Raw genomic sequence first — 24,090 nt, 5'->3', positions numbered from 1 at the left:
AATGTCAATATTTTAACACTTGTTTTGCAGAAGATTCTGTAAAAAGAAAACTTTTCTTATTGCCGAAAGCAGTAACATGTAGAATATTTTGCTGTTCTACAAAACAATCTATTAGTATAGAATTATAAATTTCGAGTGATTTTATCTTGGAAACGTCCTTGATACTTAAATAACAAATCAACACATTGTCTTCCATTTCTTTACTTAAGAAATTCATCGGTTTAGACTGCCCATTAACTTTTATAGAAAAATTATCAGTTAGGTATTTTTTTAATAAATCTACACTTTCAGCTGATTCTTTAGAAGATCCTAAAAAGGTTTCTTTATTATACTTCTTTTGCAATGCTTTATTAAGATCATCAACAAAAATTCGAGTTGTAATTTGAAGCATTTTCTTTTCGGGTGCATAATTTATTTGACTTATCGACATATAAAATTTATGCATCTCAAAACTACTCATCGAATAAGCAAAAAACAATAAAAACACAGCAACTATTCCTTTTCTCATTTCCCTACTGAAGCAATATTCTTAAAGGTATCGTATTTATTAATTAAAAAATCCATGATTTCAAATTGCTGACTAGGATCAAGCAGAGTTTTCGACTTAGGATCATTTTCACAATACATCAGAAAAAGTCCAATTTGATCATCCTTTATTTTTAATTTATCAGTAAAAAAAGAATAACTCACACTATGCATCGCAACATTAGTAAAACTCACATCCGAAACAAAATCAGATTTTTCAGGATTGTCTTTAAATAAACTTTTAAATACTTTATTATAAACACGAATAACATCCATAGCATTAGGATCGCCTGTACCCGTTGGCATCATCAGAATATTATTTGGTGAGGATTGTTTATCATCAAAATATTGAGTATCAACAATTTTTTGAGTATTATTAAAATCATTATGTGGCACATGCTTCGCATAAACCACTACACTCAATAATTCATTAGCTACTGCATGCAATTTAATGGTGTAATATGAAGACTTAAAATCGGCATCTTTGAGTACTACTTTTTCACTTTTAAAACCCAAACTCGTAACTAGCAAAGTATCATTAACTTTAGCCAAAATACTAAACGATCCTTTACTATCAATTACGTCACCTGTTTGTGAATTTATATTAAAAACCAAACCACTTTCAATGACACCCGCTTCATTTACTATTTTTCCATGCAAAGTTTTTCGTGTCAACAATTGACCAAACGAAAGCTGACAACTCAAACACAATATCACTATTTTTAATATATTCTTCATTTATAATTACTTAAGGCATTAACAAGTTAAAATAATCCGTATGGCCAAAACTACACTTTTGGACTTATTAAATTTACGCTTTTATTTAAAACTTTACCTTAAGTATTTTATTTATTTTTTACAGGCTAATAACAGTTTACCAACCAAAGAATTCAAAAAATAAATACAACTATCAACTCTCTTAATTTTCCAATCTGTTTTTATTGTAAACAAAAGCCAAATTGGTCATCAAAAACATACTCATTGCTTTATTTTTCAGCCCCAAAGACTTAACAAACTCAGAATCATCGACACAATAATATTGAAATCCCTTGATAAGTTCTTCAGGAATTTTTAATGTTTTGGTATAATATTTATCTTCAAACATATACTCCAACTTTTTCATCAAAGTCTCCTTCTTTTCAATTTCTAAATTCATTTTAAGAGCATCTCTTTCACCAGAAAGATAACTAAACGCTCCGTCAATTCCCCCTGAATTAGAATACAATCTTCTCTCTTGCGGAGTCAATTTAATTTGTCCTTTCGGAATTATCCCTAAATTTTCGGCCGTTATGTTAGCATATTTATTAATAATTACCTCATCCAATATAATGCTATTAAAAACCATATTCACTTCTACAGTTCCCGAAATGTATTCATGTTTATAAACATATTTGCTTAAATATTTATAATCAATTCCAGAAAAATTTAGAATATCTCCTACTTTGGCCTGAATCGAAAAACATCCTTCTTTATCGGTAACCGCCATCATTTTATTCATACAATTAATCACACTAATCCCTTCCAATTTAATAGTATCTGAAATAACAGTCCCCGTTATCATTTTCTCCACATTGTTTTGAGCAGTCAACAACTGACATTGACCTAAAAAAACAAACAACACAATTAAATTATTTCTCATAGATGGTCGTTACTATTTTTAACTTTACAAACTTCGCCTTTTCTTTACTAGATTATTTTTTATCGCTTTTTTGATTTTTATTAAATTCTGAAGCCATTGCAACAATTAAAAACATACTTATCGTTTTGTTTTTTTCATTTAAAGACCTCGCAAAATCAACATTTTCAATACAATAATATTGAAATCCCTTAATAAGTCCTTCGGGTATCTTCAAGGTCTCGATATAATATTTATCTTCAAATAAATTTTCAAGCTTTATCATCAAAAATTCTTTTTTCTCAATTGAAAGCTCTTTTTTAAGCATTTTGGTTCTTCCGTTTATAGCATTCAAAATTGGATCAACCGCCAACATTCCACCTAATAAACCTAACAAATGTATCGGTTTAAAATCACCAGCAGTCTGCAACCTTCTTTCTGCTGTAGTCAATTTGACTTGATCTTTTGGAATTATACCTAAATTCTCAGCGCTTATATTTGAATTCTTATTGACAATAACTTCATTCAAAACGATACTTTTCGGAGTCAAATCAACAGCAATACTTCCAATAGTAAACTCTTGTCTATTTATAAACTTCCTCAAAAATTCATAATTTATAGCCGAAAAACTCAAAATATCTCCTTCTTTGGCAAGAATCGAAAAATGACCATATCCGTCCGAAACTACCATAATTTTATTTGACGTATTGGTAATATTTATACCTTCCAAAGGAGAAATAACATTAGTAGTAACTTGCCCATTTACCCATTTCTCAACACTTGTTTGAGCAATAACAAACTGGACAATAAAAAAAGAAATTAATAAAAAAGTAAAATTATTTTTCACAAGCGTCTAAATATCTTTCAAAACTTCATCTTAACTTCATTTATAAAACGTAAAAGTATCTCAAACCATTCCAAATTAATTACTAATGCATTTGTAAAACTTTGTTAATTAAAAACAGCTTCAAAGCATAAAAAAAACAATCATTTTATACCTTTACAACAAATCTTACACCTAGAATAAAATGAAAAATTGCATTATTGCCAGCACTTCAACTTTATATGATGGAGAATATTTAGACTATTTATTACCCGAACTACAATTGCATTTTAAAAACTGCAAAACAATACTTTTTATACCATTTGCAAGGCCAGGCGGTATCACACATGATGATTACACTGCAAAAGCAGCTATAGCTTTCGCTAAAATAAATATCGAATTGAAAGGCATTCACGCCTTTGAAAACCAAAAAGAAGCCATACAAAACGCAGAAGGTTTTTTTACAGGAGGAGGAAACACTTTCCTGTTAGTTACTCAATTATACAAAAATGATCTAATGGATATACTGGCAGATACCGTAAAAAAAGGTACACCCTATTTAGGAACAAGCGCAGGAAGCAATATTTGCGGGTTAACCATGCAAACCACCAACGACATGCCTATCATCTACCCACCAAGTTTTCAAACCTTAGGACTAATTCCTTTCAATTTGAATCCCCATTATTTGGACCCAGACAACCAGTCAAAGCACATGGGAGAAACAAGAGAAACGAGAATAAAAGAATTCCATGCTTTTAACACAATACCAGTTTTAGGACTACGAGAAGGTAGTTGGCTAGAAGTAAGAGGCGAAAAAATCACTTTGAAAGGAAACTTACAAGCAAGACTTTTTAAACAAAATCAATTGCCAGAAGAATTAGAAAGCGGTAGCGATTTGAGTTATTTAAATTAAAAATATTTGGGCGAGACCCCAACCCAAAAAAAGGGCAATGTTACTTTACGGATATACGCCCTTTTTCTGGGTTGCGGTCGGGCTATTCGGGCTACTTCGGTAGCTTCCTGCTATCCCTCTCGCAAAACGTAACAACAAAACGACTGCAGATGTAATAAAGGAAAAATCTGCGTCAATCTGTTTAATCCGTATAATCTGTGGCCCATTTTAAATGAGTAAGGAAATAGATTTTTCAAGAACATTACAGTTAAGTTTAGAGCAAAAAAAAACCTCAAATAAAATTTGAGGTTTTGGAGCGAAAGACGAGGCTCGAACTCGCGACAACCAGCTTGGAAGGCTGGAGCTCTACCAACTGAGCTACTTTCGCATTAATCATTAAAATTTCCCTTAAATCAAAAAATTGATTCTAGAGCGAAAGACGAGGCTCGAACTCGCGACAACCAGCTTGGAAGGCTGGAGCTCTACCAACTGAGCTACTTTCGCATTATTGAGGTGCAAAGATAAATAATAAAAACAGTTAATTGCAAATTTTTTTTGAAAAATAAATTGACATTTTTCAATATAATTTACAACCATTTTAAAACTAAAATGTTATACTTTTATTTATTATATTTTTTTATACCAAACACTAAACAAATAACTGTTTTAAACACCTATCTGACACCTAAAACTACTCTTCGGGAAGAAAATCTAACCGATGGTTAGTTCATTTGAAGGTTAAAATTTATGCAGAATGTATCGCCTTGACTATTTTTAAAATAAAAATTAGCAGGAATTATACCCAAATCTAAATAATAACGTCAACTTTACACTCAACAAATCAATATGATCATTGATACAAAAGAGGTTTAATTACTACTAATGACTAAACGATAAAACAAGAATAATGAACAAGTGTTTTCTATTTATTGTCTTACTAGCAATTTTAAGTTGCAAAAAATCGCCTACACTAAGTTTAAATGCTTTCAGTACATCTATTACTAATGACAAAGGAGAAAAAATCATTCCTATTGACACTACATTAATTAATGGTTTTAAAAGCAAATCACTTTCCGACTTTTATACATACAAAAATAACCAGACCGTTTGGCAAGCTGAAAGAAATAGAAAAATTGTCATTGAAACGATTAAAAATTGTGACTCAGAAGGACTAAATCCAGCTGATTATAGTATTTCAAAATTATTGGAATTAGAAAAGAAATACCCTGAACTAGATGAAACACAATTAGTAAATTATGATTTATTACTTACTTATAATTTTCAAAAATACCTTTCTCATCTCCGAAATGGAAAACTAAACCCTGCAAAACTATATAACAACTGGGACTTACCTATTACAGAACTAGACACCAAATCCATATTAATTAATGCACTGGAAAAAGACTCATTGGTAAGCGAAATAGAAAAATGTCAACCCAAAGCACAAACCTATGACAAACTTATAACTGCTTTACAACTCATTAACGAATTCCCAGAAGACAAAACAGAAGCTATAGTTACTGATGAAAAAAAAATAGAACCCAATACCACCAATAAAGCTATAACTCTTATCAAGAAAAAGCTATTGTATTGGAAAGATTTGGAAAGCAACGACAGTGTTACATCAAAATATGATATCAAAACTGTCAAAGCAGTAAAAAAATTTCAAACCCGACACGGTTTAATTTCTGATGGCATTATTGGTCAATCAACTATAAACGCACTAAATTTTACCAAAGAAGACAGAAAACATCAAATTATTGTCAATTTGGAACGCTGGCGATGGTTTACAAAATCTTTTGACCAAAACTATGCACTCATTAACATACCAGATTACAGTTTAAACATTGTAGAAAACCAAAACATTACGATGAGCAAACGCATTGTGATAGGAAAAGCTAAAAGAGAAACACCTGTACTTACATCAGTTCTGCAAACAGTTGTTTTTAATCCTACTTGGACTGTCCCCCCAACTATTTTAAAAGAAGACATTATCCCTGAATTAATTAAAAACAGAAACTTTTTAAACAATAAAAATATTGGAATTTATGATTCTAAGAATAACAAGATCGATCCTTTAAAATGGGATGAAAAAAAACCAAACGGCTATCGTTATGTACAGGAACCTGGGTATTATAATGCTCTTGGTGTAGTCAAAATCAACTTTCCAAATCATCATAGTGTATATTTGCATGATACCAATCATCGTAATTTATTCGAAAGACACAATCGCTCTTTAAGCTCTGGTTGTATCCGAATTCAAGAACCTTTAGAATTAGTTCAATTACTATTAGACAATCCAAAGAAGTTTTCAAAAGAGAAAATTGACTCTATAGTTGCTACTAAAAAAACGCTTTTTATAAGCATAAAAAAACGCTATGCAATATACCTTTGGTATTGGACAGCGTGGAGTGAAAATAACGAATTGATTTTTAGAAACGACATCTATAGTTTAGATGCCGCTCTATATACCGAATTACGAAATTGATTTATTTTGCTTAAAATTATTCACAATAGAAGGATGATAAATATATAGACAAGACTGTCCTTTTATCATTTCAATAATATTTGAAACAAATTCTACCGGTACAGCTGGACAGCCTTGACTTCTACCCAATCTTTGATGATTTTTAATAAAAGATTCCGAAACATAGTCAGCACCATGAACAACTACAGCTCTATTTCGTGCATTATCATTTAGACCTTTTTCTAAACCATCTAATTTTAAAGAAATACCGTGCTTTCCATTATACACCTCTCCAGTTACATAAAAACCCAAACTGCTTTTGAATGATTCAGGAGTATTTGAAAAATTAGTAGCAAATTCTTCACCTGTATTTCTACCGTGAGCCACTAATGACTGAAACAAAACTACATTATTAGATAAATCTATTACCCAAAGACGTTTTAAATTAGATGACATACTAAAATCAATTAGTGTCAAAATATTACTTTTAATAAGCCCTTTATCTTTCAAGGCATAAAATCCTTTTAGAGCTACATCAAAACATTCTTGTTTAGGTAATTCAAATCGATTCGTCTTTAATGAAGAATATACCAAATCAACTTTGGCGTCAATATTATTTTTTAGGACTGAAACAATTTTCTTTTTAGTGGTATTTTTATGGGTGTTAGTAAAACTTGCTGAAAATGCAAATAAACCGAACAGAATAATCAATGCAAGAATTAACCTATAAAGCGCTGTGTATCTACTCATTATGTTTTTATTAAGGGTGTCAAATATACAATTATAAATTACTTATCAAAATGGCAAAAGCATTTTATCGATAAAATTTAACGGTTTGTCGGTTTTTTAACAAGAATAAAACATTTTTTTTGTAATATTTTTTCCTATTTTTGTTTATAAACGACACTTTTTCATGATTATAGATCGAAATCTCATTATGTTTTTAATGCTTCTATGCAGTGCTATTGTGCATAGTCAAAAAAAGACAATCCGTGCGAATTCTATTATGTCTAAAATTTCGATTGATGGTAAACTAACTGAAGAAGCGTGGAACTCATCCGAGACTGCAACTGATTTTGTAATGTATCAACCTGATAACGGGAAACTCATTAACCCAAACAAAAAAACAGTTGTAAAAATTCTATATGACAACGATGCAGTCTATATAGCTGCTATAATGAATGATGAAAATCCAAGCCAAATAAAAAAAGAAATTACCAATAGAGATACCTTTGGAGTTAGCGATTATTTTTCTGTATTCATCAATGGTTTTAATGATGGACAACAAGATTTTAGATTTTATGTTACAGCAGCAGGTGTCCAATTAGATTGTATAGCAACAGAAGACAATAAAGATTTTTCATGGGACGCTATTTGGGACAGTAAATCGATTATAACAGATAATGGCTGGATTGTAGAAATGAAAATTCCTTATGCCGCCATACGATTTCCTAATTCAGACAAGCAAACCTGGAGCATCAATTTTCTAAGAAACATAGAACGCGATGTACAGGTTTACTCTTGGAATTTAATCGACGCTAAAATTGGAGCCGAACTCACTCAAAACGGATTACTAGAAGGAATCGAAAACATTAAAACACCTACTAGGTTATTCTTTATACCTTATGCTTCGTTTTACAATCAAAAAGACAATACACAATCAGAGAACACTTTCAAAGGAGGTTTAGACATTAAATATGGCATTAATGATGCTTTTACACTAGATGCCATTTTAGTTCCCGATTTTGGCCAGACCAAATTTGACAATGCAATTTTAAATCTAGAACCTTTCGAACAACAATTAGATGAAAATAGACCTTTCTTTACCGAAGGAACTGAATTATTTTCCAAAGGAAACCTATTCTATTCCAGAAGAATTGGAGGATTACCAAGTACAGAACCTACTCTTGAAGAAAATGAAGAAATTACCGATTATCCAACTACCGTAAATTTAATCAATGCGGTAAAAATATCAGGTCGTACCAAAAAAGGATTAGGAATTGGTTTTTTGAATGCTGTCACTGAAAAAACATACGCAACTATAAAAGACACTATAACTTCTACAATTAGAAAAGAAGTTATTGAACCACTAACAAACAATAACATCGTTGTATTAGACCAACGTTTTAATCAAAATTCATCTGTAACCTTTATCAATACAAATACTATTCGTAACGGTGAATTTAGAGACGCAAATGTTACTGGATTACTATTTGACTTAAACACGAAAAAAAACAGTTATAGCTTAAATGGCGATTTCAAATACAGCTCTATAAAAACATATAAAGATTATGATGGTTATAAAACTACATTAAATTTTGAAAAAACAAGTGGAAAAATTCGATATGAAGTTTCAGGAAAATACATTTCCGAGAATTATGATGTCAATGATCTCGGACTAATTTACTACATTAATTACCATGATGCTTACGCAAATATGAGTTATAGAATATTGAATCCTACAAAGACTTTTAATAAATTCAAAATAACTGAAGAAGCTAACTTGGAAATTCAAAATACAACGGGTAAAATTCAAGAAAACTATTTAAAAACCATCATAGAAGCGTCAACTTTGAGTAACACTTATTATGAATTTTCATTACTTTATACCCCTCGCGAAACTTATGATTTTTACGAACCTCGAGTTTATGGCCGCTATGTAGCTGTTCCAAAAAGGCTATCTTCCTACTTTGGATTTGAAACAAATAGAAACTATGCCTTTACAATAGATGCCACCGTTTCTTTTACCAAATATGACGAAGAAAACAGACATAACTATGGCCTATACATTAATCCAAAATACCGATTCAACAATCAGTTTTCGTTAGAATACGCTGCAGAATATACTAACAAAAAAAATGATCGAGGCTTCGTTGGCTATGACGATTCTGGCATTGTCTTTGCAGAAAGAGGAAGAGAAATTCTCTCAAATGTAATCACTGGTAAATTTGCATTAACAAACAAAATGGCCTTAAACCTTGATGTCCGTTATTATTGGTCTTATGCTGACAACCACGAATTCTTTACTTTGCAAAACAACGGAATTCCAACCCCAAATTCAGGGTACAACCTCAACAAAAACAGAAATTTAAATTCCTGGAATTTAGACCTCTCCTATTCATGGTGGTTTGCCCCAGGCAGCGAAATGATTGTATTGTACCGCAATTATGCTTTAGAAGAAACAAATCAAGTAGAAAAAAATATTTCAAGCAATTTAAATGATATTTTCAATAGTAATTTAACGAATATCATCTCTCTCAGTATCCGCTACTATATTGATTACAATAGTATAAAAAATAAGTTCTAATTCAATTATTTAAAACTAGCTATAATAATTTATCCTTCATCGAAATATCAATTAAGTATTTTCAATTATAAAAAGGTATTATTCCAAAATAAAATCTAAATTCTCTTCAATTTCTGCACCTATATAATTTTCGTCTAGAAGAGAATCAGCTAATAGTTTTTTGCTTTCCTGTAAGCGAATGATTTTTTCTTCGACCGTATTTTTCGATATAAACCGAATCACATTTACTTTATTTAATTGCCCAATTCTATGCGCTCGGCCAATCCCCTGTTTTTCCGCAAAAGGATTCCACCAGGGATCCAAGAAAACTACGTACGAAGCTTTAGTGATATTAAGTCCGACGCCACCTGCTTTCAAAGAGATGAAAAATAACAAAGGTTTTTCCTGTTCCTGAAAACGATTGAGTTGATATTCTCTTTCTTTCAAAGGAGTTTCTCCCGTAAGTTCACAGAAATCAATTTTGTTTTCTTTACACCAAGTTTTATAAAAATCCAAATTAGAAACAAACGAACTGAAAACAATCGTTTTTTGGTTGGATTGTACCAAAGTTTCCAAATATCGGGTCACGGCAATATATTTCCCCGAATCCATTTCGGACTTGGAATCAATCATTCTAGGGTGATTACTCAATTGTCTCAAACGCATCAACGTATTGATGATGTTGATTTTATCAACTCCAGAACCATCAGTTTTTAATAGCGAGTTTCGGGCTTTGGACTTTTCCTCTTCGTATAATTTTTCTTGTTCAGGTTCCATTTCGCAATAGAAAATCTGCTCGGAAAGTTCCGGTAAATCTTTTAAAACCTGTTCTTTGGTACGACGTAAAATAAAAGGACTAATGAGATTTTTCAGTTCCAATAAACTGTTTTCGTCCTGTTTTTTCTCGATTGGGAATTTATAATTTTCAGCAAAAAAGGAATAACTCCCCAATATATTCGGATTGATAAATTGCATTTGCGACCATAAATCATCGAGGGAATTTTCTATTGGAGTTCCGCTCAGCGATATTTTATGACTGGCTTTTACTTGGTTGATTGCCTTGAAAATTTTAGAGTTTTTGTTTTTGATGTATTGACTTTCATCCAAAATTAAATACCTGAAATTGTGTTTTTCCAAAATAGAAATATCTCTCGAAACGACAGCGTAACTCGTAAAAATTACATCATATTTTTCCAGTTTTTTCGAAAGCAGTTTTCGGTCGTTCCCAATGTATTGCACTCTGCGGAAATGCGGTGTGAATTTCCGAGCTTCGTTATACCAATTAAAAACTAATGATGACGGCAGAACAATCAATGCTTTTAAGTATTCTTTGGCAACAGGAATTTCGTTTCCAAACAAATCGAGTTGAACGTTTTCGGCTTTTTCAAAATCTAATTGTTCTTGTACTGCAACCAGTGTGGTCAAGGTTTGAAGTGTTTTACCCAATCCCATATCATCGGCCAAGCAAGCGCCCAATCCATTATTGTAATGTTCCAAAAGCCATTGGACTCCTTCAATTTGGTATGGTCTCAAAGTTGCTTTTACTAAAGATGAAGGTTGGTATTCAATATCACTTTTTAAATTTATCGAACCTTTCAACTCTGGAATGTCTTCCAAGACAGCAAAATTACTTTTGAGTAAAGTAAGATTTCCATTTTGGACTTTTGCCAGTTTTGCCATTGGACCGTAAAGCGTCATCCATTCAATCGGGATTAAAAAGTAATTTCCATTAGGCAAAAGAAAGAGTCGGTTTCGGGTTTTTATGTTTTCAATAATTTCACTGAAACTAAATTCAAATGCTTCGCAGACTACTATCATTTTGATGTCAAACCAATCGCTTTTTATTTCATTCGAGAACTGAATGTTCACTTTGTGAGTGTCAATTTTCTTGCTGTCAATTTTTAAATCTTTAACCAAAAAACTCGAAGATTCGAGAATTTCCTGATTTTCTATTATCCATTGAAGCGTTGCGTACGGATCTTTATTTTCTACTTTTGGCGAAAGCCCAAACAATCCATTTTCAGTTTTAATTAAGCCGATTTCTAATAATTTATTTTCAAATAATGCTTCTTCGGCTGTCCTTTTATATTGAATAACTTTGATTTCATCCAAATTGAGAGTGTCTATTTCGGAATGGATTTTCTTAGGTTTACTGTTATCAAAACTGAAACCGTTATAATCGAATAAAAGATTAATAAAATAGGTGTTCTTAAAAAAATCGTGTGTCAATTGAAGCGAACACGAAGTTATTTTATCCTTGAGTTCGATTGCAAATCCAGTGGCTTTGATATCTGCTTTTTTTACCACATCCTTAATGAATTTTTCAAAGTATTCAGAAACTAATTTTGAAGGGATTTCAACGGTTTTCTTCTTCAAAAAAGGAGTAATTTTTTTAGTGTTGATATCTTTTAGAAGATATAATTTATGATGCGCAACTAACCATCCAGGCTCGTCCAATAGTAAGGTTACAGACGTGTTTGATGGATAAAATGTTGTTTTATCTTCTTTTAAAAGTAATGTATATGAAATTCCGTCTTCGTGTTTATCGAATTCAAGACTGGTTTCCAATGTTTGGTTTTTAGTAGCAATTCTACTAATACGAAAATCTTTTTCTTTTCCTAAATTCAACGATAGTGGAAAATCGTGTTCAGAAACTAAAGCATAAAATTGTTCTAAATTAGTTTTTATAAATTGCCTTATACCAAATTCCAGTTTGCTGTCTTTCAATAAATCCTCAATATTTTTGGATGACTTACTGTTTTTGCTAAATTTCTTAAAAATTACTTCAGGTTTGAGCGCTTCACAAAGAGATAAAACTTTTCTAGTGTTTGTGTCTAAATTTTCAAAAATAACTCCAAAACTTTGAAGAACTTCGGGACTCGCTTTCTTTTCTAGATAAGTTATGGCTTCAGAATGTCCAACAATATAAGCAGTCGGAATATGCGTGTTTAGTCTTTTTTCAAAACTAATATCAAAACAGAACTGATAGGAATTTTTAGTTTCCAAAAGTAAAAAGGTATTTGATTGTTGTTAGATTCTTTAAAAGACAAATTCCACAAATTTGCACCTATTGATTTGTGTAAATTTGTGGAATCTATATAAGTTTTTAACTTATTGTAAAATAATTATTTAAAACAAACGGGGATGATTTCGCCTTTTGCCAAACAATATTTTTCTACCAATTCGGGAGCTATTTTATTCGTATAATCTTCTTCAATAACGGTAAAACCGATGCTTCTCAGTTTGTCAAAATAATCACGCCCATAAATACGTACATGGTCGTATTGACCAAATATTTTAGCACGCTCTTTTTGGTCAGTAATAGAATCATCTGCAAAGGTTACATCTCTTTTTAAATCTTGCGGAATTTGAAGAATTGCCATTCCACCCGGTTTTAAAACACGATACAATTCCTGCATTGCTTTAGTATCATCCGGAATGTGTTCCAATACGTGATTGCAAAGAATAACATCGTATTGATTGTCTTCAAAAGGCAAGTTGCAAATGTCCGCCTTTACATCCGCCAATGGCGAAAATAAATCTGTTGTGGTGTAATCAAGATTTTTTTGCTTGCGAAACATTTTATAAAAAGCCTGTTCCGGTGCAAAATGCAATACTTTCTTGGGAGCCGTAAAAAAATCGGTTTGTTCGTTCAAATACAACCAAAGCAAACGGTGTCTTTCCAACGAAAGCGTACTTGGCGAAAGCACATTATTACGCTGTGTTTCGTACCCGTAAGGCAACATTGACTTAAAACTTTTTCCATCAATAGGATCAGTGTATTTATCTCCTCTTAATGAAAAAGCAATAATAGGACGAACCGCATAACTCAGTCTAATTAATAAAGGACGAGGGATTGTATTGAGTATAAGTTTAAACGCAGATTTCATTTGATAAAAATTTAAACACAGATTTCACAGATTTGCACAGATTAATCTATAGTATGATTCGTTTGTATTTCAAGCTGTCTTCTCCAAAATTGATTAGCAAGCCGATTTTGTTTTTTGATGCAGCAAGGTAATTAAGTGTTTGTTTTATTTCACTACTTGAGAGCGCTTGAATTGCTTTTATTTCTAGGATAATTTCCTCGAAGATTACAAAATCTGAAAAGTAGTGATGTGGTAGAACAATATCTTTATAAGTAATGTTATATTTTTTTTCTCTTTCGAAAGGGATTTCATTTTTTCTAAACTCATATTCTAATGCATCGCCATAAATTATTTCACTATGACCTTTGCCAAGAATTTTATGGACTTCCATACAAATTCCAATTATTTTGAATGTTTCTTCCTTTAGATAAAATTCTTCCATTTTTTAAATTGTACTATATTTAAGTTAATCTTTGAATATTGGCCTAAATATACTACAATTTAAATTATGACATAAAAATGATTCGATTTCATATATTTTCTACATAATCTGTGAAAATTTGTGAAATCTGTGTTTTAAACAACCAACGGCACTTTTCTAAATTCATCTTCTTCATTACTCACAATACCTAAAGCTTTGTAGATATAATAAAAAGTCGATAAAATCTCAGGTTTCCCATCAATGATAGCAACATCATGTTCAAAATGAGCAGATGGTTTTCCGTCAGCAGTAGTGATTGTCCAACCGTCTTTATGCTGTTTGATGTTTTTGGTTCCCATGTTGATCATCGGCTCAATAGCAACAACCATCCCTTCGATTAAAAGCTTTCCGCGACCACGTTTTCCGTAGTTAGGCATTTCTGGGTCTTCGTGCATTTTTTGTCCAACGCCGTGACCAACTAGTTCTCGAACCACACCATAGCCGTGTGCTTCAGTATATTTTTGGATAGCGTTTCCAACATCTTCAACGCGGTTTCCTGCTCTTAGTTCGCGGATTCCAACGTATAAAGATTCTTTGGTAACTTGAAGTAATTTTCTAGTTTCTGGAGCGACATCACCAATTTCAAAAGAATAAGCGTGGTCTCCGTGAAAACCATTTTTAAAAGCACCACAATCTACCGAAATAACATCACCACTTTCTAATGGTTTGTTATTTGGAATTCCGTGTACTACCTGAGAATTTGGACTCATACACAATGAATTCGGAAAATCATAAAGTCCAAGGAAGCTAGGAACAGCTCCGTGGTCACGAATGAATTCTTCGGCTCTTTTGTCTAAATATAATGTGGTAACTCCTTCTTTTATTTCAGAAGCAATCATCCCTAATGTTTTTGATACGATCAACGCACTTTCGCGCATTAATTCTATTTCCTCACGGGTTTTTTGAATAATCATATTTTCGAATTTTCAGTTTGCAAAAGTACAATTTTAAAATTATTTCTTTTGTGTTGAGTTTGTTTTAATTTTTAGTTTAACCGTAAAGTCAGCAAAGGAGAGTCACAATGTCCGCAAAGCTTTGTAAACTTTGCGATATTCTTTCCAAGCTTTGCGGTTTAATTTTAAAGGATAGTCGTAAATTAGCAATAAATCAATTTATTAGTTATGAATGTACCCGTAAATCAAGAAGATAGTAAGAAAGAAAGTGATTTGGCAAAAATGAAAAGAAATGCATTTATCCTTTTGGGATTTGCAGTAGTCCTTTTTATTTTTTCTAATATTTACGAAATAGCTTGGTTGAAAGCTTTTAGCGAAGCCGCAATGGTAGGTGGTATTGCTGATTGGTTTGCTGTAGTGGCATTATTTAGACATCCGCTGGGAATTCCGATTCCGCACACGGCTTTGATTCCGAGTAATAAAGACAAGATTGGTGAGAATCTAGGAAGTTTTGTTTCGGATGAATTTTTGACTCGTGAAAAATTAGAAGTAAAAATTGAACAATTTAATGTAGCTATAAAAGCTTCGGATTGGTTAATTGATGGAAAAAATGCGAATCTGGTTGCTGGTTTAATTGTTGACAATGTGATTCCAAGAGTTTTAAAAACCATAGATGATAATGAAGTACAGCAGTTTATTCAAACCCAATTTAGTTCAAAATTAAGTAAGTTAAATTTTGGTGAATGGATTGCTCTTGGTTTAGAATCATTAGCGAAAAGCGAAAAACAAGAAGTCTTAGTAACCAATGTTTTGAAAACGCTTATTATCGAATTAGAAAACAACAAACATTTAATACAAGAGAAAGTCAAAAATTCAACACCATTTCTTTCTTTTGGCTTGGCCGATAAAAAAATAACTGAAGGTGTTTTTAATGGATTATATGATTTTCTAGAACAAGCAAGTATGCAAGACAGTGCTATTCGAAAAAAAGTAAACGATTATGTATTGCAATTTATAAAAGAACTTAGAGAATCGCCTGAAATGCAACAAAAAGTCAATGCTTTGGTTATTGGTTTTGCTAAAAAGGAAGAAGTTCAAGACTATATTAGTGGAATTTGGGCAGAAATAAAAACGGCTATTGAAAATGATCTAGCACTAAAAGAAGACTCTTCTATTAAAAATAGTATTGCTAATATGACACAAAATTTTGGTAAAGGAGTACAGAATGATGCCGTATTAATGGCTAAAATTAATGACTTTATCAAAAACGATGTCTTGTCAGTACTTATCAATAATAAAAAAATGATTGGCGAATTAATTTCTTCTACTGTAAAAAGTTGGGACACTAATGAAGTTGCAAAAAAATTAGAACTGGAAATAGGTAGTGATCTTCAATTTATACGAATTAATGGAACTCTTGTTGGAGGCTTGGTTGGACTTTTGATCTATGCATTCGATTGCCTTTTGCTATATTTTGTCTAAAAAAAAGGGTGCGGAAAATTAATTTCGCACCCGATTTAAAGTCTATTTATAAAAGCATTAACTCGCTTTTTTAAAATTATAGTAATGAATGACAAGTCATTGCTGCCGGTTGCTCGATTCCCATCAAATCAAGGATAGTTGGAGCAATATCTCCTAAAACTCCATCATGAATAGTTTTTAAGTCTTTGTCTACCAAAATAATCGGCACTGGGTTAGTCGTGTGAGCGGTATTTGGAGAACCATCAGGATTGATCATTGTTTCGCAGTTACCGTGATCTGCAATAACTATTGTTGTATAATCATTTGCAAGAGCAGCTTCGATAACTTCTTTTACACAAGCATCAACAGCTTCACAAGCTTTTATTGCTGCACTCATAATCCCTGTATGTCCAACCATGTCACCATTAGCAAAATTTAAACATACAAAATCAACTTCCCCTTTATTCAATTCAGGAACCAAAGCATCTTTCAATTCAAAAGCGCTCATTTCTGGCTGTAAATCGTAAGTGGCAACTTTTGGAGAATTTCTTAAAAGTCTAGTTTCTCCTATAAAAGGTAATTCTCTTCCGCCAGAAAAGAAGAAAGTAACGTGAGGATATTTCTCTGTTTCTGCAATACGAATTTGTTTTTTGTTTGCTTTTTCCAAAACTTCACCTAATGTTTCTGTAATGTTATCTTTGTTGTACACCACTTTTACATTTTGATAAGTTTCATCATAATTAGTAAGCGTCACATAATACAAGTCCAATTTATGCATGTTTTGCTCATGGAAATCTTGTTGTGATAATGCTTCCGTCAATTCACGTCCTCTATCAGTTCTAAAGTTGAAGAAAATAACAACATCATCTTTTTCAATAGTTGCAATTGGAGCATTATTATTGTCAACTATTGCTACTGGCGCAATAAATTCATCAGTTACATCAGCTTGGTAACTTGCATCAATAGCAGCAACTGGATCTGAAGCTTTTGCTCCTGCTCCATTTACTACTAAATCATAAGCGAGTTTAACGCGTTCCCAACGTTTGTCACGATCCATAGCATAATAACGACCAATAATAGAGGCTATTTTTACAGGTGTATCTTTGATATAATTTTGTAAATCTTGAATGTATCCTTTTCCAGATTTTGGATCCACATCACGCCCATCAGTAAATGCATGAATATAAACTTTGTCCAATCCGTATTCTTGAGAAGCATCAATTAATCCGCGTAAGTGAGAAGTATGTGAATGAACTCCACCATCAGAAACTAATCCTAAAAAATGTACTTTTTTATTATTTTCTTTAGCGTAAGTAAAAGCATCAATTAAGACTTGTTCTTTCGCAAGAGTTTTATTGGCTACAGCCAAATTAATTTTGGCTAAATCTTGGTAAACAATTCTTCCTGCCCCCAGATTCATGTGTCCTACTTCGCTGTTACCCATTTGTCCTTCTGGAAGACCAACATTTAAACCGTCAGTACGAAGCTGTGCACTTGGGTATTTTGTATATAGGCTATTTATAAACGGAACATTTGCATTATCAATTGCAGAAACTTTCGGATCAGGAGATTTTCCCCAACCGTCTAAAATCATTAAAATTACTTTCTTGTTCATGGTGTGAAATTTTTTGCAAAGATAAAGCTTTCTCAAAAAATAGAAGTTGTTCAAAACTACTATTGCATATAAAAAATAAAAGTGCAACAAATACCTAAAATTGTGTTGTAAAAAGTGACCATATCTATGTTAGATTCGTTATTTTTCAAAAACAGAAACTTAAAGTCTCAAAACCAATTCTTAGTTACCAAAAGGAGCAACAAAGTAATCTGAAAAAATACTATCAAATTAAAATTCTATTTATTTTAGCATCCCCCCTTATTCAAATATATATTCAAAACTTCCGTTAATTTGTATATTTACAGTTCATGAACACAATTCTAAAATGAAAACAGCCTTCGTAGTATTACTTTCTTTTTTCTACTTAACGACCAACGCCCAAGTGCAAACTGAAATAGCGCCTCCTTATAATATCAAAACTGCTTCTTTTATTCAAAATAGTCAAAATGTAGTTCCAATTTTCAAGCTAGGAGAATCATTTGATTTTCAGTTTGATGATCTATTTGGCAATGAAGCCGATTACTACTATGAAATTACACATTGTGACTATAATTGGGCTCCAACTGACATTCCAAAAAGTGAATACCTATCAGGTTTTGATGGTCAAAAAATTCAAGAATATGTAAACTCATTTAATACGCTACAGGTTTTTTCGCATTACAAATTATCAATCCCGAACAATTACACAAAATTACTTTTAAGCGGTAATTATGTGTTGACCATTTTAAATTCTGATAAAGAAGTAGTTCTAAAAAGGTATTTTGTACTATATGAAAATAGTGTGTCAGTTGCTGTAAAAATAAGAAGACCGCGTACCGTTAAGAACATTTATTCGAAACACAATCTGAATTTCGAAATTAACACCGATGATTTTCTTTTACAAAATCCAACGCAAAATCTAAAAGTTGTACTGTTACAAAACGCTAACTTCAACACCGCTATTAAAAACATTGTGCCTCAATACAATTTAGGTAATGTATTTATTTATAAATACGACCAAGAAACTCAATTTTGGGCGGGTAATGAATTTTTAAATTTCGATTCAAAAGATATTAAAAACGCTAATAATTATGTAAGCTATGTAAATTCTGATAATGGAATTTACAATACGCATTTATTTACCAATAACGCCAAAACTAGTTTTCCTTACTCCAACTATTCCGATGTTAATGGAAATTTTACCGAAAGAAAAATAGATGGCGAAAATTATAAAATTGAATCTGATTATTCTTGGGTTTACTTTACCTTATCATCACCGCTAACAAATCCGAATTCTTCTGTTTATATAGTAGGGATGTTTAACAATTACAGTATGACACCAGAATTCAAAATGGATTTCAATACTAAAAACGGTCTTTATGAGAAAGCTATTTTAATCAAACAAGGATTTACAAACTACCAATACGTCACAGTAAACAACAAAGGAATCATCGATCAAGAGAATGCGGTTGACGGAAATTTTTATCAAACTGAAAATGATTATACCGTATTAGTTTACTACAAAGGAAGCGTGGATCGGTATGTAAGAGTGGTTGGAAAAGGAGCAGCAAATTCCTTAAACATAACAAATTAGAAAACTTTATTAAAATTTAAAAGAGTATACATTTTTTTTGTAGATTTGCCAGCAAACAGCACTTAATTAGCTCATTAACATGGTTTCACAAATAACAAGAGGCATTAAAATTTCGGTATTGACTAGTTTTGAAGGAACATACTTCAAAAACTACAAGATTCATTTTGCCTTTAGTTATGAAATCACCATCGAAAACCACAGTAAAGATTCTGTTCAATTGACTTCTCGTCATTGGGAGATTCATGATTCTTTAAATGATTTAGAATATGTAGACGGAGAAGGTGTAATTGGTAAAAAACCAGTTTTAAAACCAGGCGAACGACACACTTATAGTTCTGGCTGTTTGTTATCATCTCCTTATGGAGCTATGAAAGGATATTTCAACATGATTAACTTTACTACTACCAAATCTTTTAGAGTAATTGTCCCTACTTTTAAAATGTGCGCTCCTTTCGCATTAAATTAATTTGACTTTAATTATGACATTTTTAGCATGATTTAAATCATTCCTTTGTACTTTTGCATCAAATTATATAATTGCTTACTAATTAATTATAAAAGACATGTTAAAAGGATTTTTTAATGTACCCAAAGCGGTAAACGAACCTGTAAAAAGTTACGCTCCTAATTCTCCAGAAAAAGCTTCAGTTTTATCGGCTTACAAAACAATGTGGAATTCAAAAATCGACGTCCCATTATATATAGGAAACGAAGAAATTAGAACCGGAAATACCAAAAATATGTCAGCGCCACACGATCATAAACATATCGTTGGAACGTATCATTTAGCTGAAAAATCACATATTGAAAAAGCCATTGCCAATGCATTAGAATCCAGAGCTGCTTGGGCAAACATGGCTTGGGAACAGAGAGCTGCCATTTTTCTTAAAGCTGCCGAATTAATTGCTGGTCCTTACAGAGCAAAAATAAATGCCGCAACCATGATTGCGCAATCCAAAAATATTCACCAAGCCGAAATTGATGCAGCTTGCGAATTGATCGATTTTTTACGTTTCAACGTAGAATTTATGACTCAAATTTATGCAGACCAGCCTAAATCAGCATCAGATATGTGGAACCGTTTAGAATACAGACCGCTTGAAGGTTTCGTTTATGCGGTAACTCCATTCAACTTTACTGCTATTGCAGCCAACTTGCCTGCAAGTGCTGCTATGATGGGTAATGTTGTAATTTGGAAACCAAGTGATAGTCAAGTTTTTTCTGCAAAAATCATTATCGATGTTTTCAAAGAAGCGGGAGTTCCTGACGGAGTTATCAACGTAGTTTTCGGAGACGCTTTAATGATTACTGATACTGTTTTGGCAAGCCGCGATTTCGCTGGAATCCATTTTACAGGATCAACACATGTATTTAAAGATATTTGGGCAAAAATTGGAACTAACATTCATCACTATAAAACATACCCAAGAATAGTTGGAGAAACTGGTGGTAAAGATTTTATCATTGCTCACCCAAGTGCCAATCCAAAACAAGTTGCTACTGGAATTGTACGTGGCGCATTTGAATTTCAAGGGCAAAAATGTTCTGCCGCTTCAAGAGCTTATATTCCTCAAAGTTTATGGCCTGCAATTAAAGAACAATTGATTACCGATATAAAATCAATGAAGATGGGTTCTCCAGAAGATTTTGGAAACTTCATTACCGCAGTGATTCATGAAGGATCTTTTGACAAATTGGCTAGTTTTATTGATCAAGCTAAAAAAGATGCTGATGCTGAAATTATCGTTGGAGGAAATTACGACAAATCTGTTGGTTACTTTATAGAACCAACTATTATCGTAACAACAAACCCACACTATACTACAATGGAAACCGAATTATTCGGACCGGTTATGACAATTTATATTTACGAAGACGAGAAATGGCCTGAAACATTGAAATTAGTAGATTCTACTTCTGAATACGCTTTAACTGGAGCTGTTTTCAGCCAAGACCGTTATGCAATTGAAGAGGCTACAACAACTTTACAAAACGCTGCTGGAAACTTCTACATAAATGACAAACCAACTGGGGCTATCGTAGGAATGCAGCCATTTGGTGGAGCAAGAGCTTCTGGAACTAATGACAAAGCTGGTTCTGCATTGAACTTATTGCGTTGGGCATCTCCAAGAACTATAAAAGAGACATTTGTAACTCCAGTCGATTACAGATATCCGTTTTTGGGATAATTTTTCAAAGAAAATCTTAAAAACCATACAAACAGAAAGCCGATTCTAAAATTTAGAATCGGCTTTTTTGTTTACAAACCTTAATTCGATTCTTTTTTGAAAGCAGAAAAACTGGCCATTTAACATGTATCCGACTATCCATTTTTTCGGTCTTCTCCATTGGATGCTAAATTCAAAAAAATATAAAATAATAATAAACTTAGTTAATTAAGTAAAAACCTAACTTTTAGAAAAAGAACATGTATTTTTGCAAAATATTTCCTAAATATTAAAAAAAACCATGGCGAAAAAACTACTATTGTTCATTCTTATTACCTTAATAACCAACAAACTATCCGCACAAGAAAAAAGCAACATTCCTGAAAGCTGCGCAAGTGATGCGTTAAATGCAAAAATACTAGCATCAAATCCTGGCTTGCTTGCAAAAAAGGCACAATTTGAAGAAACAGTTAAAAAAAATAAATTAACAGCAAAAACTGCAGCCACAACATACGTTATCCCCGTAGTCGTACACATTATGCACAAAGGGGAAGCATTAGGAACAGGCACCAATATCACTGACGAACAAATTTATGCCAAAATCAAAATTCTGAATGAAGAATACCGAAAAATTAGCGGTAAAAGAGGAGATGGAGCAGGTGTAGATACCGAAATCGAATTTGCCCTAGCTGTTAGAAGTCCTTCCGGACAATCAACAAATGGCATTAACCGTTACAACATGTCCTCAAATTCTGCATATATGAGCAACGGAGTCAATGCCTCTAATACAGCAGGCATAAATGATTCTGAGCTAAAACAACTTATTGCATGGGATCAGCATTTGTATTATAATATTTGGTTAGTTAGCGAAATTGACAATAATGAAGGAGGTGCAGGAACGCAGGGATATGCTTATTTAGCACCAATGCATGGCGATGCTTTGGATGGTGCTATAATTTTGAGTAATTGTTTCAAAGATTTAAACAGCACGACCGAAACCCACGAACTGGGTCATGCTTTAGGCTTATACCACACTTTCGAAGGAGACCGTGATTCTAATTCGCTTCCAATTTGCCCTACAGGCAATGGCGATTATTGTAACGACACGGCGCCACACCAAAGAGATGTAAACGATTGTTCAATTACAGGAACAAATTCCTGCGATGGTGGATCATCAAACGAGCTTTTCATAAAAAACTACTTGAGCTATTCATACAGCAGTTGCCGAAACATGTTTACCAACGACCAAAAAACAAGGATGAGAACAGCATTAACTAGTTTAAGAAGTTCTTTTTTACCAACAAACAATAATAATAAATTAGTCCCTGTAAGCACTCCTGTTGCCAACTTCACTCCTGCAACAGCAACACTTATAACTACAGGAGAATCTATAGCATTTTCAGACACCTCCAAAGGAGTTCCCAACACCTATTTGACAGGTGATAATTGGGCTGGAATGACTTTTAGCTGGACTCTTACTAATGGAACGACAATCCTGACTTCAACGGAACAAAATCCAACTTTTACTTTTACCGTTCCCGGCGACTATACAGTAAAGCACACTGTTACCAATTCTCTTGGCACAGGCTCTATTACAACAACAAACCTGATTCATGTTGCTAATCTAACTATAGCTCCTTCAAGTAAAACTACCTCACAAAACGCTGCTAATTTTGGTTACACTATTAGCTACGTGAATTTAAATGCTATTTCAAAATACACCAACATATCTATTAATTCACCTTATTCAGACTATTCACTTAGCGATAAAACGGTATTAACAACTGGCGAAACTTATCCGTTGACAATCACCGTAAAATCAAGTAGCCAATTCCAAGAATACTATGCCGTGTATATTGACTATAACAACAATAATATCTTTGAAGAAAGTGAAAAAATAACTTCAGGAAACATTCCTACCGCTTCCTCCCCTACTAATTTAATAACAAATATTTCGCTGCCATCAAATGCTGTAAAAAATACGCTATTACGAATGAGAGTTGCAGGAAATGCTGATGCGAACATCACCAACAATATGATCAACGGAATTAGTACATTCTTTATTGGCGACACCAAAGATTTTGGAATTTATATTGTGGATGCTCCAGGGACAACTTTAGGAATTGACACAACTGAAAAAGCAGAACAAGAAAGATTTTTCTATCCAAATCCGGTTAGCGACATCTTAAACATCGATTACAAAACGGAGATCAAAAAAATCGAAGTACACAATTTATTTGGGCAATTGGTGCATACTGAAAAATACACTGACGCCAATTTTAACGCTTCAACCAAAGAGATAAATCTCACAAAATTAGAAAGAGGAATGTACATCATTACCCTTTTCACCAACAATGGAAATTCAACTTTCAAAATTTTGAAAAAATAATTGAATTATGTCCTCAAAAACAAAAAAACGCAG

The 24,090-nt window shown here is 32.6% G+C and carries 18 protein-coding genes and 2 tRNA genes; 8 read left to right on the top strand and 12 right to left on the bottom strand.

Annotated elements, in window-relative coordinates; genetic code table 11:
• Positions 1 to 4 precede the first annotated feature (4 nt).
• The 4 genes from ACUN3A_RS12155 to ACUN3A_RS12140 form a co-directional block, all read right to left on the bottom strand.
• Entirely contained in the window at positions 5 to 508 is a 504-nt protein-coding gene (locus ACUN3A_RS12155) for a DUF6702 family protein (RefSeq protein WP_445551554.1), read from the bottom strand.
• Positions 505 to 1,263: a hypothetical protein gene (locus ACUN3A_RS12150; protein ID WP_445551553.1), complete on the bottom strand. Its 759-nt coding sequence runs from the start codon at positions 1,261 to 1,263 to the stop codon at positions 505 to 507. Before ACUN3A_RS12150 ends, ACUN3A_RS12155 begins: the two co-directional genes overlap by 4 nt.
• A gap of 181 nt (positions 1,264 to 1,444) precedes the next feature.
• Entirely contained in the window at positions 1,445 to 2,164 is a 720-nt protein-coding gene (locus ACUN3A_RS12145) for a hypothetical protein (protein WP_445551552.1), read from the bottom strand.
• Between the two features lie 52 nt (positions 2,165 to 2,216).
• Complete coding sequence (locus ACUN3A_RS12140; RefSeq protein ID WP_445551551.1) at positions 2,217 to 2,987, bottom strand: hypothetical protein; 771 nt, start codon at positions 2,985 to 2,987, stop codon at positions 2,217 to 2,219.
• 181 nt (positions 2,988 to 3,168) lie between these two features.
• On the opposite strand from ACUN3A_RS12140, the gene pepE reads away from it, so the two are divergent.
• Positions 3,169 to 3,876, top strand: coding sequence for a dipeptidase PepE (gene pepE / locus ACUN3A_RS12135; protein ID WP_445551550.1), 708 nt, complete (start codon positions 3,169 to 3,171; stop codon positions 3,874 to 3,876).
• A gap of 291 nt (positions 3,877 to 4,167) precedes the next feature.
• On the opposite strand, the gene ACUN3A_RS12130 is transcribed toward pepE, so the two are convergent.
• A tRNA-Gly gene (locus ACUN3A_RS12130) sits at positions 4,168 to 4,243 on the bottom strand.
• Between the two features lie 43 nt (positions 4,244 to 4,286).
• A tRNA-Gly gene (locus ACUN3A_RS12125) sits at positions 4,287 to 4,359 on the bottom strand.
• A gap of 403 nt (positions 4,360 to 4,762) precedes the next feature.
• Between ACUN3A_RS12125 and ACUN3A_RS12120 the strand changes: the two genes are divergently transcribed.
• Positions 4,763 to 6,343: a L,D-transpeptidase family protein gene (locus tag ACUN3A_RS12120; protein ID WP_445551549.1), complete on the top strand. Its 1,581-nt coding sequence runs from the start codon at positions 4,763 to 4,765 to the stop codon at positions 6,341 to 6,343.
• Here ACUN3A_RS12120 and ACUN3A_RS12115 read toward each other — a convergent pair.
• Positions 6,332 to 7,072, bottom strand: a complete 741-nt coding sequence (locus tag ACUN3A_RS12115; protein ID WP_445551548.1) for a murein L,D-transpeptidase catalytic domain family protein — start codon at positions 7,070 to 7,072, stop codon at positions 6,332 to 6,334. The two genes, ACUN3A_RS12120 and ACUN3A_RS12115, sit on opposite strands and share 12 nt — an antisense overlap.
• Positions 7,073 to 7,235: 163 nt before the next feature.
• Between ACUN3A_RS12115 and ACUN3A_RS12110 the strand changes: the two genes are divergently transcribed.
• Positions 7,236 to 9,629, top strand: coding sequence for a DUF5916 domain-containing protein (locus tag ACUN3A_RS12110; RefSeq protein ID WP_445551547.1), 2,394 nt, complete (start codon positions 7,236 to 7,238; stop codon positions 9,627 to 9,629).
• 78 nt (positions 9,630 to 9,707) lie between these two features.
• On the opposite strand, the gene ACUN3A_RS12105 is transcribed toward ACUN3A_RS12110, so the two are convergent.
• The 4 genes from ACUN3A_RS12105 to map form a co-directional block, all read right to left on the bottom strand.
• On the bottom strand, positions 9,708 to 12,614 hold the full coding sequence (locus tag ACUN3A_RS12105; protein ID WP_445551546.1) for a DEAD/DEAH box helicase: 2,907 nt from the start codon (positions 12,612 to 12,614) through the stop codon (positions 9,708 to 9,710).
• Between the two features lie 119 nt (positions 12,615 to 12,733).
• Positions 12,734 to 13,498 (bottom strand): class I SAM-dependent methyltransferase, encoded by a 765-nt coding sequence (locus ACUN3A_RS12100; protein ID WP_445551545.1) that lies wholly within the window; start codon positions 13,496 to 13,498, stop codon positions 12,734 to 12,736.
• Between the two features lie 46 nt (positions 13,499 to 13,544).
• Positions 13,545 to 13,919, bottom strand: coding sequence for a GxxExxY protein (locus ACUN3A_RS12095; RefSeq protein ID WP_445551544.1), 375 nt, complete (start codon positions 13,917 to 13,919; stop codon positions 13,545 to 13,547).
• 134 nt (positions 13,920 to 14,053) lie between these two features.
• Positions 14,054 to 14,872 carry a type I methionyl aminopeptidase gene (gene map, locus ACUN3A_RS12090; protein ID WP_445551543.1) on the bottom strand — a complete coding sequence of 273 codons (819 nt, stop codon included), beginning with the start codon at positions 14,870 to 14,872 and terminating at the stop codon, positions 14,054 to 14,056.
• Positions 14,873 to 15,079: 207 nt separating this feature from the next.
• On the opposite strand from map, the gene ACUN3A_RS12085 reads away from it, so the two are divergent.
• On the top strand, positions 15,080 to 16,333 hold the full coding sequence (locus ACUN3A_RS12085) for a DUF445 domain-containing protein (protein WP_445551542.1): 1,254 nt from the start codon (positions 15,080 to 15,082) through the stop codon (positions 16,331 to 16,333).
• A gap of 76 nt (positions 16,334 to 16,409) precedes the next feature.
• Here the strand turns inward: ACUN3A_RS12085 and gpmI are convergent, their stop codons facing one another.
• Positions 16,410 to 17,927: a 2,3-bisphosphoglycerate-independent phosphoglycerate mutase gene (gpmI, locus tag ACUN3A_RS12080; protein WP_445551541.1), complete on the bottom strand. Its 1,518-nt coding sequence runs from the start codon at positions 17,925 to 17,927 to the stop codon at positions 16,410 to 16,412.
• A gap of 325 nt (positions 17,928 to 18,252) precedes the next feature.
• On the opposite strand from gpmI, the gene ACUN3A_RS12075 reads away from it, so the two are divergent.
• From ACUN3A_RS12075 to ACUN3A_RS12060, 4 genes are all read left to right on the top strand, one after another.
• Positions 18,253 to 19,500, top strand: a complete 1,248-nt coding sequence (locus tag ACUN3A_RS12075; RefSeq protein ID WP_445551540.1) for a type IX secretion system plug protein — start codon at positions 18,253 to 18,255, stop codon at positions 19,498 to 19,500.
• A 79-nt stretch (positions 19,501 to 19,579) separates the two neighbouring features.
• On the top strand, positions 19,580 to 19,966 hold the full coding sequence (gene apaG / locus ACUN3A_RS12070; protein ID WP_445551539.1) for a Co2+/Mg2+ efflux protein ApaG: 387 nt from the start codon (positions 19,580 to 19,582) through the stop codon (positions 19,964 to 19,966).
• Positions 19,967 to 20,063: 97 nt separating this feature from the next.
• A complete protein-coding gene (gene pruA, locus ACUN3A_RS12065; RefSeq protein ID WP_445551538.1) occupies positions 20,064 to 21,689 on the top strand; it encodes an L-glutamate gamma-semialdehyde dehydrogenase in 1,626 nt (541 codons plus the stop codon).
• Positions 21,690 to 21,969: 280 nt separating this feature from the next.
• Complete coding sequence (locus ACUN3A_RS12060) at positions 21,970 to 24,057, top strand: M43 family zinc metalloprotease (RefSeq protein ID WP_445551537.1); 2,088 nt, start codon at positions 21,970 to 21,972, stop codon at positions 24,055 to 24,057.
• Positions 24,058 to 24,090 lie beyond the last annotated feature (33 nt).

Source organism: Flavobacterium sp. WC2509 (assembly GCF_052683105.1).
This window is presented reverse-complemented; position numbering and strand designations above follow the sequence as displayed.